The 15,059-nt window shown below is 66.8% G+C and carries 12 protein-coding genes; all 12 read right to left on the reverse strand.

All coding sequences use genetic code 11. The features are described 5' to 3' along the window. Positions 1 to 30: 30 nt before the first annotated feature. The 12 genes from DR843_RS17200 to DR843_RS17255 all read right to left on the reverse strand — a co-directional run bounded on the left by DR843_RS17200 (position 31) and on the right by DR843_RS17255 (position 15,059). On the reverse strand, positions 31 to 837 hold the full coding sequence (locus DR843_RS17200) for a hypothetical protein (protein ID WP_109687796.1): 807 nt from the start codon (positions 835 to 837) through the stop codon (positions 31 to 33). Beyond that, positions 838 to 2,295: a glycoside hydrolase family 3 protein gene (locus tag DR843_RS17205; RefSeq protein WP_170119915.1), complete on the reverse strand. Its 1,458-nt coding sequence runs from the start codon at positions 2,293 to 2,295 to the stop codon at positions 838 to 840. Next, a complete protein-coding gene (locus DR843_RS17210; RefSeq protein WP_109687800.1) occupies positions 2,292 to 3,128 on the reverse strand; it encodes a carbohydrate ABC transporter permease in 837 nt (278 codons plus the stop codon). The genes DR843_RS17205 and DR843_RS17210 overlap by 4 nt, the downstream gene beginning before the upstream one ends. Further along, positions 3,125 to 4,081, reverse strand: coding sequence for a carbohydrate ABC transporter permease (locus tag DR843_RS17215; RefSeq protein WP_109687803.1), 957 nt, complete (start codon positions 4,079 to 4,081; stop codon positions 3,125 to 3,127). The genes DR843_RS17210 and DR843_RS17215 overlap by 4 nt, the downstream gene beginning before the upstream one ends. A gap of 117 nt (positions 4,082 to 4,198) precedes the next feature. Further along, positions 4,199 to 5,488 (reverse strand): extracellular solute-binding protein, encoded by a 1,290-nt coding sequence (locus DR843_RS17220; protein ID WP_109687805.1) that lies wholly within the window; start codon positions 5,486 to 5,488, stop codon positions 4,199 to 4,201. Between the two features lie 90 nt (positions 5,489 to 5,578). Next, positions 5,579 to 6,697: an ROK family transcriptional regulator gene (locus DR843_RS17225; protein WP_109687807.1), complete on the reverse strand. Its 1,119-nt coding sequence runs from the start codon at positions 6,695 to 6,697 to the stop codon at positions 5,579 to 5,581. A gap of 148 nt (positions 6,698 to 6,845) precedes the next feature. Beyond that, entirely contained in the window at positions 6,846 to 7,934 is a 1,089-nt protein-coding gene (locus DR843_RS17230) for a hypothetical protein (protein ID WP_109687809.1), read from the reverse strand. A gap of 23 nt (positions 7,935 to 7,957) precedes the next feature. Further along, entirely contained in the window at positions 7,958 to 8,350 is a 393-nt protein-coding gene (locus DR843_RS17235; RefSeq protein WP_109687811.1) for a BlaI/MecI/CopY family transcriptional regulator, read from the reverse strand. Continuing rightward, positions 8,347 to 11,631: a thiol reductant ABC exporter subunit CydD gene (gene cydD, locus DR843_RS17240; RefSeq protein ID WP_109687813.1), complete on the reverse strand. Its 3,285-nt coding sequence runs from the start codon at positions 11,629 to 11,631 to the stop codon at positions 8,347 to 8,349. Before cydD ends, DR843_RS17235 begins: the two co-directional genes overlap by 4 nt. Then, positions 11,618 to 12,652: a cytochrome d ubiquinol oxidase subunit II gene (gene cydB, locus DR843_RS17245; protein WP_109687815.1), complete on the reverse strand. Its 1,035-nt coding sequence runs from the start codon at positions 12,650 to 12,652 to the stop codon at positions 11,618 to 11,620. Before cydB ends, cydD begins: the two co-directional genes overlap by 14 nt. Positions 12,653 to 12,680: 28 nt before the next feature. Next, positions 12,681 to 14,135 carry a cytochrome ubiquinol oxidase subunit I gene (locus tag DR843_RS17250; protein ID WP_109687817.1) on the reverse strand — a complete coding sequence of 485 codons (1,455 nt, stop codon included), beginning with the start codon at positions 14,133 to 14,135 and terminating at the stop codon, positions 12,681 to 12,683. Between the two features lie 111 nt (positions 14,136 to 14,246). Then, complete coding sequence (locus tag DR843_RS17255; RefSeq protein WP_109687819.1) at positions 14,247 to 15,059, reverse strand: hypothetical protein; 813 nt, start codon at positions 15,057 to 15,059, stop codon at positions 14,247 to 14,249.

Consider the following 15,059-nt stretch of genomic DNA (forward strand, 5'->3'; position numbering starts at 1 on the left):
CTAGTGGGCTGCGCCGAGACGTCGATCTGCTCAGGTCGTGATCGCGTTCGCCGGCGCCTCGACCGTGGGCGCGGCGTCCCATTGGTCAAAGGTGTACGCCTGCTTGTTCAGCAGCCCGTCGTTCGAGGCGCTGATGAGTCGCCCACTGCCGTCCGCCGCAGCCACGATCGTGGTCCGGCCGTTCGCCGCCCGCCACACCTGCTGACCGTTGTGCGTCGAGGCGGTGACGGTCAGTCCAGCGATTTCGCTCTTGCTGATGTTGGACTTCAAGTCGGTGAAAATCGTCCCCAGCGCGAAGTCCTTGGTCATCGACGCGGCCGTCGACAACGGGATCGACAACCACCGGTTGGCTACCTGTTTGGCCCGGCTGCTGGAGGCTCCCGAATACTGGTAGTACGCGGCGTTGCCGTTAACGTAGACCCTGGCCGCCACGGTGCGGATCTCGGCCTTCACATTGTTCTTGTTGATCGTGAGGACGGTGCGCTGGTTGCTGCCGTCGGTGGTGCCGACGATGTCCAACGTCCGGGTTTCGTCGTCCTTGGTGTAGCTGGCGTGCAGGTGGGCGCTCTTGGCGGAGTTGAAGTTCGCCGAGATCTGCTGGACAAGATCCTCCGGGCTGGGCGTCCCGCTGGCGCTCGTGGGAGCACTGCTCGTGCTCGAGGTATTACTGCTGGAACTGGTCGCGCTGGACGGGGAGGACGACGTCGGCGGCGACGTCGCCGTGGTTGAGGCGGCGGAGGGCAGCGTCACGTCGACCGAGGTGGAGCAACCCGCCACGGTCAACGCGAGGGCAGCCAGCGCGGCGACGGTGCGCAGGCGAGGCCGAAGGTTGTTCACCTAGCCGATGGTAGGGGGCCCCTCCGACAGCAGGGCGTCCGCAAGGGCGTCGGTCAGGACACGTGCTTGGCCCCAGGTGCAGACCACGGCGGGATGCTGGACGGCGGCCGGTGTGGGCCAGCCGAGTTCGACGGCGACCGCTTCGGGGTTCTGCTCGAGGCAATGAGCCAGCCACGCCCAGACCCGCGGATCGCTGCTGGCCCGGCGGCCGACGATGACCGCGGGCCCGGTCGGCGGGGGCGTCTGGTCCAAGTCCTCGACCGCGATATCGGTGCTCGGTCCGATCGGGATCTGGCCCCAGACGGTTTCGCCCACCGCGGGATTCGTGCCGCTGGTGATCCGTAGGACGGTGACCGGACCGGGCGCGAGTCTGGGGGCGCCGGCCACGACCCGTTCGGCGACCGCCTTCGCTCGCGTCCGTCCAGTGGCGATCATGGCTCGGTCGGGGTCGGCCATGCTGGTCCACCGGCTCCGCAACGTGAGCACCCGCTGCGCTGCGTCGAAGAGTCGGGCTGCTGGCAGGACGCCGTCGCTGACGGCTTGTTCAATGGCCCGGACGCATTCGAGAAGCACCGTCGGTGTCGGACCGTGTTGCGGTCCAAGGCACAGCAGATCGGCTCCTGCGATCAGGGATTCGACTGCCGCAGCGGGGATCCCACGGCCCTGGCTGGCACCGGCCATGTCGAGGGCATCGGTGACGATCACACCGGCGTAGCCCAACTCCTCGCGCAGCAGACCGGTCAGCACCCGGTGGCTCAACGTGGCAGGACGGTCGGGGTCCAGCGCCTTCAACAGCACGTGGGAGGTCATGATCGCCGGTGCCTGAGACGCGATCGCCATCCGGAACGGCAGCAGTTCCCGCCGGCGAACCGTCTCCGCGTCGGCGGTGACCGTGGGCAACGACACGTGGGAGTCGGTCGCGGTGTCGCCGTGACCGGGGAAGTGCTTGAGACAACCAGCGACCCCTGCATCCGCCAGACCGATCAGATAGGCGATCGTGTGCCGTCCGACGAGTTCGGCGCTGGCGCCGAAGCTGCGCGTGCCGATCACGGGGTTGCGCCAGTTGCTGTTCACGTCCGCGACCGGCGCTAGGTTGAACCACACTCCGGCATCACGCAATTCGGCGCCGATCGCGGCGGCCACGACCCGCGTCGCGTCCACGTCGTCCACGCGGCCGAGCGCTGCGTTGCCCGGGTAGGGACTGCCGTCGAGCGTGTGCAGCCGGGTGACGTCGCCACCCTCCTCGTCGAGGGTGAGTACGGCGTCCGGAGCCAGGGCGCGCACCTCACGGCCCAGCCGGGCCAGCGAAGATCCTTCAGCAATGTTGTTCCCGTAGAGGCAGATTCCGCCCAGACCGGCGTCGTACGCGGTCGGCAGCCAGGCCGGGATCGAGGTGCCGTCGAAGGCGGCCAGCAGGACGCCGTACGCCGCGCGGGTGATGTCGTTCGCCGAGCTCACCCCTTCACCGCACCTGACACCAGACCCGAGGCCATTTTGTTCTGCACGATCATGAAGAACACGATCACCGGCACCGCGACCAGCGTGGCGCCCGCCATGACGGCCGGCCAGTCGACGGCCTGGTTCGAGACACTCGACAGTCCGCGCAGCCACAGCGGCAGGGTGCGGTTGTTCGGGTCCATCACGACGACGGCGAGGGTGTACTCGTTCCAGGCCTGCAGGAATCCGTAGACGCTGCAGGCCACCAGGCCCGGGGCGAGCAGTGGGAAGGTGACCCGGAAGAACGCGCCGATGCGGCTGCAGCCGTCGACCATCGCGGCTTCCTCGAGTTCCAGCGGCACACCGTCGACGAAACCGCGCAGCATCCAGATCGTGAAGGGCAGGATCATCGCCGTGTAGAGCAGGGCCAGGCCGAAGGCCGTGTTGTAGAGGTTCCAGTCGGCCAGCATCTTGTACTGGGAGATGAACAGCGCCTCCGGCGGAATCATCTGTACTGCGAGCACGACCAGGATGAAAGAGATGCGGCCACGGAAGCGGAACCGGGAGATCGCGACGGCCGCGATGAACGCGCAGATCACCGAGGCGATGATCGCCATCAACGTGACAGTGAGCGAAAGTCGCAGGGAGGCAAGGAAATCCGGACCGAACACGCGGCCGTAGGCGGAGAAGTCGAAGCTGGGGAAGAACGCCGGCGTCGTGCCGCGCAGCTTCTCGGTCGGTTGCAGCGAACTGTTGACGATCCAGTAGACCGGGAAGACCCAGACGATCGCGAGCAGGATCGCGACAGCGTTCCAGCCGCGGGTGCGGCCCTTGCGGGCGGTGATGGCGGTCATGCCTTGGCCTCCTTCAGCAACGAGCGGATGTACCCGGAGCTGATGATCAGCGTCATCAACAGCACGAGGAGGGCGAGCGCCGAGGCGACGCCGTAGTTGCTGTTGCCGACACCGAGTTGGTAGATGAACGTGCCCAGCAGGTTGGTCTCACTGACCGTGCCACCCACACCCTGCAGGTAGTTGATCTGGGCGAAAACCCTCAGGTCCCAGACGATCTGGAGCAAGATCACGATCGAAATGACGGGCCGGATGGTGGGGTAGATGATGAAACGCAACCGCTGCAAACCGCTGGCGCCATCCAGTGCAGCAGCCTCGAGCATCTCGTCGGAAACCTGCGTGAGAGCTGCGTAGAGGGTGAACACCACGAACGGCACGCTCATCCAGACCACGATCACGGTGGCGACGAAGAAGAAGGACAGCGGATTGATCAGCCAGTTGTGCTGGTCGAAGCCGGTCAGGCCGAGGTGGACCAGGGTCCAGTTGATGACGCCGTAGGAGGTGTCGAAGAGCCACTGCCACACGGTCATGGCGGCAATGACCGGCATTGCCCAGGCCAGCAGCAGGCAGACCTGCAGGATGATCCGCGGCGCCGTCGAGATGCGGGTCATCAGCAACGCGATGGCGGTCGCGACGAGCATCGTGACAATGACGTTGACGGCGCAGAAGAGCAGGGAGCGGATGACGACCGCCCAGACGTCGGGGTCGGTGAAGACCTCCCGGAAGTTGTCCAGGCCGTTGAAGGTGGCGGGTTTGCCGAACTGTTGCGCTCGGCCGTAGTGCTGGAACGCCATGATGCACTGGCGGACCAACGGAATGCCGAGTCCGATGACCAGGACCACGATCGCGGGCAGGAGCAGCAGCCAGGGCCCCAGGGCACGGCTGGCCCACCGGCGCCGTACCTTCTTGGTCGGCGCTCCCGTTACGGTCACGGGTTCGTTGATGAGAATCGTCATGTCCTGACCTGGTCGATTCGGTTGTCGGACTAAGAGATTGGTGTACGCCGGGAGCCCGGGCAGGCGGGGTCCCCAGACTCCCGGCGTAGCTGGTGTGGGCCGTGCGGCCCGGACAACTTAGGAGCTGGCGTTGAGCGCCTTCTCCAGAGCGGCGTCGGTCTCCTTCGCCGTGGTGGCGACGTCAGCCCCGCTGGCAAGCTTGCCGAAGAAGGCCTCCATGACGTTGGAGGTCTCGACGCCCGCCCAGTTGGGCGAGGTCGGCGTGAGCTTGGAGTTGCTGGCGGCCGCGATGGCTGCCTTGGCGAACTCATCGGTGCCCATCAAGGAGGTGAAGCTGGAGTTCGCCGGGCCGAGACCGTTCTTGGCCAGCAGCTTTTGGTAGTCGTCGCTGTAGATCAGCTTCAACACGTCGAACGCCTGGTCCTGGTTCTTGGACTTGGCCGCGATGCCCAGGTCCGAACCGCCGGCGAAGACGGGAGCGGCGCCACCGTCGACACCCGGCAACGCGAAGGCGCCCAGGTCAGCGGTCTTGGCCTTGTCGACGCTCCATCGGGCCCAGCTCGGCGCCATGAACATTGCGCTCTCGCCGTTGTTGAACGCGGTCCACGGTTCGGCGTCCTTGCCGTCCTTGGGCGCGGTCGTCGCCTTCTGGGCCAGGTTCTGCCACTCGGTGAGCCCCTTGACGCTGTTCGGCGAGGCGAGCTGGCCGACCCACTTGCCGTTCTCCTGCGTGGCGATGTTGCCGCCGTTGGCGAAGATCCAGCTGATCCCGTTGCGCCAGTCCTGGCCCGGCAGCCAGAAGCCGGAGTACTTGGTGTTGCCGGCGTTCTTCTCCTTCAGCGTCACGGCCGCCTTGTCGAAGTCGGCCAGGGTCGTCGGCACCGCGATGCCGGCGTCCTTGAAGGCCTTCTTGCTGTAGAAGATGTAGCGCGAACCCCAGTAGTACGGCACGGCGTAGTTCTTGCCGTCCCATTCACCGGACTCGATGAAGCTCTTGGGGCCGATGTCGCTGCCCAACTCGCTCATCTTGCTGGTCAGGTCGGTGAAGGCGCCGACACTGGTGTACGCCGCAGCCTGGGTGTTACCGACCTCGACGACGTCCGGCGGAGTGTCGCTCTGCAACGCGGTGTTCAGGCGCGTGGTCAGCTCCGGCCAGTCGATGTGCGTGATCTTCAGGGTGCTGCCGGGGTATTTGGTGGCCCAGGTCTTGGTCAGCCAGTCGGTCAGTTCCTTGGGCGTGTCCTCTTTACCGGCTAGCCACAGGTTGATCGTCGTGGCACCACCGGTCGTGGCGGCGGCACCGGAGGTGTTGCCGCCGGTGGTGGTGCTGCCGCTACTGCACGCGGCGAGCGCGCCTGCGGTGAGGACGGAGGCGACGGTGAAGCTCACCGTGGTCTTGATGTTCATGATTCCCCTTCAGTGGTGAGTAGTGTGGTTGGCCCTGAATTACGTTGTAGGAGAGGTGTTCTCAGGCGGGTCGGTTAGTGGTCGGAGGTGTCACACGACACCAAGCTCTCGGTAGCGGACATGGGCAGCGGCGCCGGTCAGCACGTGCTCGGCGCTGCGGGGGACCTGACGGACCTGGATCCGTTGGGCCACGAAAGGCAGGGTCTGGAAGGCCAAAGCTGTGCGCGTGGCCTCGATCACCGGCCCGTCCAACAAGTCGGCGTCGCCGTAGAAGACGACGTCGGCGATTCCGAGCGTGGTGACCACCGGGGTGATCACCGTGCCCAGTAACTGACCGGCCCGCCGCCGGCCCTCCTCGTCGGCCTGCCGTAACGCGTTCGCGGACAGGTAGGTCTCGAGGCAGCCATGGTTGCCGCAGGCACACTCCGGGCCATTGGGTTCGACCACGACGTGGCCGATCTCGCCGGAGGACTGCAGGGGACCGACCAGGGGTCGGCCGTCGATGAGGACTCCGCCACCGACACCGGCGCCGATGGTCACCAGGAAGAGTCCGTTGTTGTCACCTTCGCCAAACGTTCCTTCGGCGAGCGTGGCGGCGTTGGCGTCGTTCTGCACGTACGTCGGTAGGCCGGTCCACGAGCTGACCCGCTTGGCCAGGTCGAGGTTCTCCCAGCCGAGGTTCGGCGCGACGACGACCGCACCGCTCACGTCCACGATGCCGGGCGTGCCGATCCCGATACCCAGAACGGGGCGGGTGCTCAGGCCCACGAGAGCGGTCGCTACCTCGATGATGTCGGCCACGGCGTACTGCAGATCCACGATCGGCTTGCTGTGCCGCGACAGGATCGCGCCGCCGAGGTCGACCAGTGCTCCACTGACCAGATGGTCACCGGACAGGTCGAGGGCAATGACGACCGGTCCCTCGGGGGCGAGATCGACCAGCGTGGCCGGTTTGCCCTGACGCGATTCGGTGCGGGTGCCGACCTCGGCAACGAGGCCGTCTTCGATCAGGCTGGCGACCAGTTCGGAGATGGTGACCCGGGTCAGCCCGGTGTGCCGGGCGAGATCAGCGCGGCTCAACGGACCGTCGTCGAACAGGCCCTGCAGGACCAAGGACCGGTTATGGGCGCGGGCGTCGCCGGGGAGCACTTTGGCAGCGTCGCGACGGCCGCGGACTTCGCGGCGAGGGGAGGCGCCCTGGGTGCTCATGAATAGTTAGGAAACACTACTAACAAACTCACGGCAAGGGGTTTAACCGATATTGGTGGGTCACAGTTGGGTAACGCAGCTCACATCCGGGTGCGGAGAGCGGCGGCGGCGGACTGTCGGGGTGGGGCGAGTGTCCGTGTGTGGTGGGTCAGCCGGCGGTGGAGGTCGCCCAGCCGGCCGTCGCCGATCCGTCACCGGTCAACGAGCCGTCGCCGGTGTATCCACTGGCGCTTGCCGACGGGTCGTAACCATCGGAAGACCCGGAGCCGGAGTCGGAGTCGGAGCCGCCGAACCCGTCGGCCTCGACCGGATCCCAGCCCGGAATCTGTGAACTGGGGATGGCGCCGGCAGGTGCGGTGAAGGCGGCCACGTCGTTCCAGTGCGAGAACCGCAGCCGCTGGGTCTCGTGGTCTTCGGACAGTGCGATGTAGCGCAAGGTCGATGCGTCATCGGCGGCGATGATCAACTCGTTCGCACCGATCTTCACGCGGTAGGCCGGCACGCCCTCGTCGACGATCGCGGTCACTGTCCCGGCTGCCACCGTGCTGTCCGACAAATGCTTGGCCGAGATTGTCTCGTCGAGGAGCTGTTTCATCGTGTGCTTCTCCGGCGCGGTGGACCCGGCGGGGTCGCGGTAGGAGATCCACTTGTCGGCGTATTTCGACATGGGTGCCGGCACCGATGTCGATTGAGAACTGGATACGTCGTACTGCTCGGTGGCTTGTGAGTCGAAGAACCCCTTGTCGGCTCGCAGGTAAGAGGTGTCGCCCACGTATCGAGTGGTCTGCTTGCCGAAATCGGCCCTACTGGTCGTCAGCTCAACACTGCTGCCGTCCATCGCACCGGCGACGCTCACCGTGATCACTTCGACCTTCTGGCTACTCGGCGCTGAGGTCGACTCGGGAAGACTGGTGAGGTCCGAATCCTGCGGCACGGGAACGCTGCCGACGGAGGTCTGCGAACCGGACTCGTCAGTCGATGAGTCTGCGACGAAATCGCCGAAGTCGAACTCGATCGTCCCGCTCGCCTGGAACGAGGCCGCCTTCGCGGCCGAAGCCCGCATTGCCGTCACCAACTCCGTGGCGCTGCGCTTGGCAGTCGGCGGCACAACCGAGGTGGATGTCGCGGTGGGAGCGGTAGTGCTGCCGCCGGCCAGGTGTTGGCTGCCGCATCCGGCGAGGCCGCCCACCAGGGCGAAGGCGACAGCAGTGGCACCCGCAGAGCGGCGCAGATTCATAGCCGAACCATAGCCCCGGCTGGTCACGCCGGACGGTTGGTTGCTTCCACTTGGTCCAGGAGTCGTCGCAGCTCGGCCCGGTCCGTCGCTTCGACCCCTTCGAGGAAGTGCAGCAACGCCGTACTGCGGTCGCTGCTCTCGATGTCGCCGAGCACTGAGCGCAACGATTCGGCGGTCAGCGACTGACGGCTGGCCCGCGCGCGGTAGCGCCACACCCGGCCGTCGCGATGCCGCTGGACGACCCCCTTCTCAACCAGCCGGTCAAGCACCGTCTTGATGGTCGTGTAGGCACGCTCCTGCGCCGGATCCATGCGCTCCTGGACCTGCCGCGATGAGAGCCGGGCGCCGGGTTCAGCTGCCCACAGCACCTCCATGAGCTGGCGTTCCAGCTCGCCGAGCGATGAGCGGCGGGTCATGCGCGTGTCGCCTCCGCCGGGTCCCGAAGCGCGACAACCCGGTCGCAGCCCTCGAGGCCGATCTGCTGGTGGGAAACGATCACGAGAGACGATTCTCGCAGAGCCACCTGAACGTCACTGAGCACGGACCGTGCGGTGGGGACGTCCAGGTGCGCGACGGGTTCGTCCAGGAGCACGACCGGCCGACCGGACAACACCGCGCGGGCGATCGCCAGCCGGGTGCGCTCACCACCGGAGACACCGCGCTGGCCCGTACCGAGCATCGTGTCCAGACCGTGTGGCAGACCGCCCAGCCAATGCCCCAGACCGCTGTCGATGAGAGCGCTGGTCACCTCGTGGTCGGTCGCGTGCGGCCGGGCCAACAACAAGTTGGCGCGCACCGAGCCAGCGAAGACGTGCGGCTCGTCGTCGACCAGGGCGATCAATCGACGTACGTCGTCCGGAGCCCAGGTGCCGACCTCCACCCCGTCGACGGTGTAGCGACCGGCCGTTGGTTCCAGGTGCCTGGCCAGGACGGCCAACGCCGTGGACTTACCGGTGCCGTTGTCGCCGACGAGCGCGATGTGCTCACCCGGTGCGACTCGCAGATCGGCGTGCCGCAACGCGTCGTGCACGTCGTCCCAAGAAGCGTTGACCTGCGCCAGCTGCAACGTCGGGCGCTGCGGCACCGGCGGCGTCGAAGCCGCGCTGCGATCGCGAACCGCCGGCTCCTGGTCGGTCAGGGCTACCAGTCGCCGGCGGGCGATCAGACTGCGGCACAACGCATTGACGATGTCCGGCACGCTGGTCAACACATCGGTCAGGGCGACCGGCAGCAGGGTCAGCAGACCCGCCACCGGCAGCGAGATGCGTTCGGCGGAGACCGCGTGACCGGCCAGCACCGCGATGGCGACAGTGGCGATGCCGACGGTGATCAGACTCAGCGTGTCACCCGTTGCCCGGGCGGTTGCCGCAGACAGACTGACCCGGGCACTGCGCTCCTGCGCCACCTGCAGTCGGGACAGCACCGGCTCCTGTGCGTGGACTCCTTGCAGCGCAGTCGCATTCGAGGTCGCGAGCTCAGCCACCGCGGCGATGTCGCCACGGGTCTGCAGGACCGAGGGCTGGGCCTGCCGCTCCAGCACGAAGTCGAGGACGCCGATCAGCAGGACGATGAGCGCGATCGCGAGCAGCACCAGGCCGGTCACCGGCAACAGCGCCGTCGCGACGATGACCGCGATCAGCAGCGTCAGGATCGTCCCGATCGCCGGGACCAGCACCCGCACCTGCGCATCGACCTCGTCGTCGAGGTCGTGCACGGCCAGGTTCAGGACGTCACCGCGACGCTGCCGACCCAGCCGGGCCGGGGTGAGCGGGATCAGTCGGGCAAACAGGGCGGTGCGGCGAAGCGTCAGATCGCGCAGGGCGGCATTGTGCGACAGCAGTCGCTCGGTGTAGCGCAGCACCGGTCGACCGATGCCGAAGGTGCGCACCGCGACGATGGCGACCAGCAAGGTCAGCACCACCGGTCGCAAGCTCGCCTGCACGATCAACCAGCCGGAGGTCGCGGTGAGGGCGACCCCGCACATCGTGGCCAGGGAACCGACCAGGGCCGCCGGGATCACACCCTTGGCCGGACGAAGCACCGGCTGCCGGGCTGGAATCTCCGGTTCCGGCGAACTCGGTTGCGCCAGAGGCTGATGCGCCTCTGCCGCGTCCGAGGCCACGGGCACGACAGCGGACTCGGCGCCGGGGGTGACCGGCACGGTCACGACGCGATCGGCGTACATCGTGAGCATCGGGTCGTGGGTGACCACGGCAATGGTGCGGTCCTGTGACAGGGTCCGCAGGGCGTCATCGACACCGGCACTGACAGAGGTGTCCAGGTGGGCGGTGGGCTCGTCCAGCAGGATGACAGCGGTGGGGTCGAGCACAGCGCGGGTCAGGGCCAGCAGGCCGCGCTGACCGGCCGACAGACCGGATCCGTCGTCACCCACGGAGGTGTCCAGGCCATCGGGCAGGGACGCCACGACCGCGTCGAATCCGGTGCGCTGCATGGCTTTTCGGAGTTCGTCATCGGACGCGTCGTTACCTAGCCGCAGGTTGTCCGCGACGGTCCCCGGGATCAGTAGCGGCCGCTGCGTGACCAGGTGGGTGCGCGGAGCCTGCACGGTGCCGTGGGTCGGCGTCCGCAGCCCCGCCAGCAGTTCCAGCAGGGTCGTCTTCCCCGCTCCGGATTCGCCGACGATGGCGGTCAGACCTGGCTCGAGGGTCAGGGACAAGCCGGCGATGACGTCGTACTCGGTGCCGGGGTAGCGGTAGGTCAGGTCGGTCGCGGTCAGGGCGCCCGCACCGGCCGACGAAGGAGTAGCGGGGGCATCGGCCAGCAAGGCATCGATGGCCTGCACGCCGTCAGCAGCGGTGTGGAACTCCTGACCCACCCGGCGAATGGGCCAATACGCTTCGGGCGCAAGCAGGATCGCGGTCAAGCCGACGCCGAGCAGCATGTGCCCACCGGCGAGGCGTAGGCCGACCGCGACGGCGACCATGGCCACGCAGATCGTCGCCAACAGCTCCAACGCGGCCGAGGACAGGAACGCGGTGCGCAGGGTGCGGTTGGTGGCTTTGCGGTGCTGGTCGCTGACCTGGGCCACCACGCCGACCTGGTGCTCGGCGCGCTGGTAACCGACCAGGGTCGGCAGCCCACGCATGACGTCCAGGAAATGCCCGGCGAGCCGGTTGGAGGCGGCCCACCGCTTGTCGACCTGGGTCTGGGTGTGCCGCCCGATCAGCGCCGCGAACAGGGGCAGCAGGGGCAGGGTGATGACCACGATCAGGAAGCTCGGCCAGTCGGTGAAGAGCAACGCGAGCAGGACCAGAGGTGGCACCACCGCGGCGGTGATCAGGGCCGGCAGGTAGCGCGCGACGTACGGTTCAACGCTCGCCGCGCCAGCGGTGGCGAGGGTGACCAGCGTGCCGGACTCCGCCCGCTCGTCGGCGGGCTGGTGCAGGACGCCGGACAGGAAGCGGTCCCGCAACGCCGAACTGATCCGGCTACCGGCCCAAGCTGCGGCTAGATCGCCTGCGCCCGTGACCAATCCGCGTCCGATCAGCAGCGCGAGTACGGCGATCGCGGGCGTCCGCAGATCGTGACCGTGCACGACCGCAACGACCAGGGCCGCGATGGCGAACGCCTGGGCAACAGCAAGGATCCCGGCCACCACCCCCAGCGCCGCGATGACCGCGACGGGGAGGCGGGTGGCCGGGACCTGCTTGACCAGCCGGGGATCAAACGGTCGCAAGGTCCCGCTCGTCCTTGGCCGGCGGGATGTTGTCCACCGAGATCCGCTTGCGGAACATCCAGTAGGTGAAGCCCTGGTAGAGCAACACGATCGGCGTGAAGATCACCGCGACCACGGTCATGATCTGCAGCGTCAGGTGGCTGCTGGACGCGTTGTGGATCGTCAGCGAGTAGGCCGGGTTGGTGCTCGAGGGCATCACGTCGGGGAACAGCGCGAAGAACAACGAGGCCACCACGAAGGCGATCGCCAGGAAGGTGCCGGTGAACGCCCACCCCTCGCGGTTGGCCAGGTGGGCGAGGAACCCACCGACACACGCGATCACGGCGATCAGGAAGGACAGCCAGCTCCAGATGGAGCCCTGCTGGATGTTGATGATCAACATGAAGGCCACGGTGATCACCGCCGCAACGACCCAGACCTTGGTCGCCAGGGCTTGCGCGTCCTCGCGGATCTGCCCGGTGGTCTTGAGCGAGATGAAGTTCAGCCCGTGCAGGAAGAACACGGTCAGCGTCATCAGACCGCCGAGCAGCGCGATCGGGTTCAGCAAGGTGAACAGGTTGCCGGTGAACTCGTGCTGCGCGTCAATCGGCACACCGCGCACGATGTTGGTGAACGCCACACCCCACAGCAGGGCCGGCACGTAGGAGCCGATGGCGATGCACCAGTCCCAACCGCGCCGCCAGGCGTCACTGTCCCGCTTGCCGCGGTATTCGAAGCCGAGCGCCCGGATGATCAGTGCGACCAGGATCAGGAACAGGGCCAGGTAGAAGCCGCTGAAGAGGGTTGCGTACCACTCGGGGAACGCCGCGAACGTCGCACCACCAGCGGTCAGCAGCCACACTTCGTTGCCGTCCCAGACCGGGCCGATCGTGTTGAGCAGCACCCGCTTTCGGCGCTCGCCGTCCGGTCCGCGACCCAGCACCGGCAACGCCATGCCGACGCCGAAGTCGAAGCCTTCGAGGGTGAAGTAGCCGATCCAGAGGACGGCGATGATCAGGAACCAGAACTCCTGCAGACCCATGATGTTGTCTCCTTATCCGATCCGCAGCTCAGTAGGCGAAAGCCAGTTGTTTGTCGGCGTCGTCGGAATCGTCGTCCGAGTCCTCGAAGGGATCATCGAACGGCGGGGCGCCCGCCTTGGCGTAGCGCAAGGTGAGTCCGACCTCGATGACGGCCAACACGCCGTACAGGAGGGTGAAGCCGACCAGTGAGAGCAGCACGGTCCACGGACCCACGCTGGGGCTGACGCCGTTGGAGGTGGTCAACAGACCGAAGACGATCCACGGCTGCCGGCCGGCCTCGGTGAAGATCCAGCCGAAACTGTTGCCCAGGACGGGGAAGAGGACGGCGGCCAGGCCGAGCCACTTCCACCACCTACTGGTCAGCGCGCCATCCCCGTTGCTCTTGCGCAGCGACCAGAGCGCCAGGATCGCGATCGCCATCGCCGCGAACCCGAAGCCCATCATCAACCGGAACGACCAATAGGTCAGCGGGATGGTCGGGGTGTAGCTCTCGGCGCGGGTGAGCGGGTCACTGGCGTACTTGGCCTGGTAGGCCTTCTCCAGGTCGTTGATGCCCTGGATGTGGCCGCTGAAGCTGCCGGTGCCCAGGAAGGACAACAGCTTCGGCACGGTGATGGCGATCTTCTCTTCCTGGCCGTTGAGACTGCCGATCGTCAGGATGGAGAACGGTGCACCGTCCTGGCTCTCGTAGAGCGCCTCCGCGGAGGCCATCTTCATCGGCTGCACCTCGGTCATGATCTTGCCCTGCGCGTCGCCGGAGATCACGATGCCCAGACCGGCGACCAGGGTCATCCAGGCGCCGAACTTGGCTGCCTTGCGGTACATCCAGCGGTCTTCGTGCTCCTTGTTGCGCCACACCAACCAGGCGGCGACACCCAGGACGAACGCACCACCGCACAGGTAGGCGGAGAAGAGCACGTGCGGGAAGGTCACCAACTGCACTTTGTTGGTCAGCACCGCGAAGAAGTCGGTCAGTTCCGCGCGCCCGGTCTCGGGGTTGTTCTTGTAGCCGACCGGGTTCTGCATGAACGAGTTGGCGGTCAGGATGAAGTACGCCGAGAGCACCGTGCCGATGTGTACCAACCAGATCGTCGCGGCGTGCAACTTCTCCGGGATGCGCCCCCAACCGAAGATCCACAACCCCAGGAAGACCGACTCGAGGAAGAACGCGAGCAGCGCCTCGATGGCCAGCGGGGCGCCGAAGATGTCGCCGACGAAGCGGGAGTAGTCCGACCAGTTCATCCCGAACTGGAACTCCTGCACGATGCCGGTGACCAGTCCGAGCGCGAAGTTGATCGCGAAGAGCTTGCCGAAGAACTTGCTCAGCCGCATCCACTGCGGGTCACGCTTCTTGATCCACAAGGTGTGAAAGACCGCGACCACGAAGGACAAGCCGATCGTGATGGGCACGAAGAGGAAGTGATAGACGGTCGTGATGGCGAACTGCCATCGCGCCAGGTCTAGCGCGGTATGTGCATCCATGGTCGCTCCCCATGTGTTCTGTGGCTGCGCACAGCCGGTCCGTGGTGTCTTCTACTACACGCTGTAGTAGAAGCTACTCCCGGATTTTGCGCGGTGCCTAGGAAGTGCGACCTAACCGCGCTGCGGGTCCTTGCGCAGATGGCTGAGGGCGGTCACGACGACGCCGACCGCGGCGACGATTCCGGCCAGGATCCACATCGTGGGCGCGAACTGTGCCCAACCGGCCTTGATCGACGCGGTAGCCACCGAGGTCACGGCGATCGAGTGCGCCAACAACGCGCCGACTCCGACAACGATCGCGAAAATGGCTGCCGCACAGATCAACCCGACCCCCAGCCAGCGGATGGCCCGCCTTCCGCCGCCGCGCAGTCCACCGGCGACCAGCAGGAGCAGTACGCCGATCAACGGGCTCAGCCAGGAGGCGAGACTCACCCAGCGGGAGGCTTTGGCGGCTGTCTCCAGCGCCTGCTGGGCACCGAGCACCTGCTGGCCGACGGTCAGGTCGGACGGCGCGGAGATCTGCAGATCGGGCCGCACGGTGTGCAGCGCCTCGACAACCTGGGCGCCGACCTGGTTCAGTTCCAGCGCGGCATCGCTCGCCCGACCGCTCACGATCGCCTCGTGCACCGGCTGCACCGCACCCGCAACCAGGGGGGTCAACGAGTCCTTGGTCAGGACCGAGGTGGCCGTCCGCTGCACGAGCGGCCGCAGCAAGCGCAGGTCCGGATTGGCAGCCACGACCCGGTCGCCGATCACGATCCCGAGTTGGTTCGCGACCTGCGGGTCCTTGCGGATCTGGTCGGCGTTGGCTGCGAACCGCGCGCTGTCCAGCACTTCGTACCGGGCGAACCCGGCGACGATGCCCACGATGAGCAACAGGGTGCCCAGCACTGCGAGGATGCCGGCTCCGATCCGCGAGGCCAT

Origin of the sequence: Branchiibius hedensis, from assembly GCF_900108585.1 — a bacterium.
In the GTDB taxonomy this organism is placed as follows: Bacteria; Actinomycetota; Actinomycetes; order Actinomycetales; family Dermatophilaceae; genus Branchiibius; species Branchiibius hedensis.

Coding starts and splice junctions, on each gene's coding strand:
- DR843_RS17210 (WP_109687800.1), bottom strand. CDS start 3,128: ATGACCGCCATCACCGCCCGCAAGGGCCGCACCCGCGGCTGGAACGCT.
- DR843_RS17215 (WP_109687803.1), bottom strand. CDS start 4,081: ATGACGATTCTCATCAACGAACCCGTGACCGTAACGGGAGCGCCGACC.
- DR843_RS17220 (WP_109687805.1), bottom strand. CDS start 5,488: ATGAACATCAAGACCACGGTGAGCTTCACCGTCGCCTCCGTCCTCACC.
- DR843_RS17225 (WP_109687807.1), bottom strand. CDS start 6,697: ATGAGCACCCAGGGCGCCTCCCCTCGCCGCGAAGTCCGCGGCCGTCGC.
- DR843_RS17230 (WP_109687809.1), bottom strand. CDS start 7,934: ATGAATCTGCGCCGCTCTGCGGGTGCCACTGCTGTCGCCTTCGCCCTG.
- DR843_RS17235 (WP_109687811.1), bottom strand. CDS start 8,350: ATGACCCGCCGCTCATCGCTCGGCGAGCTGGAACGCCAGCTCATGGAG.
- cydB (WP_109687815.1), bottom strand. CDS start 12,652: ATGGGTCTGCAGGAGTTCTGGTTCCTGATCATCGCCGTCCTCTGGATC.
- DR843_RS17250 (WP_109687817.1), bottom strand. CDS start 14,135: ATGGATGCACATACCGCGCTAGACCTGGCGCGATGGCAGTTCGCCATC.
- DR843_RS17255 (WP_109687819.1), bottom strand. CDS start 15,059: ATGGCCTCGCGGATCGGAGCCGGCATCCTCGCAGTGCTGGGCACCCTG.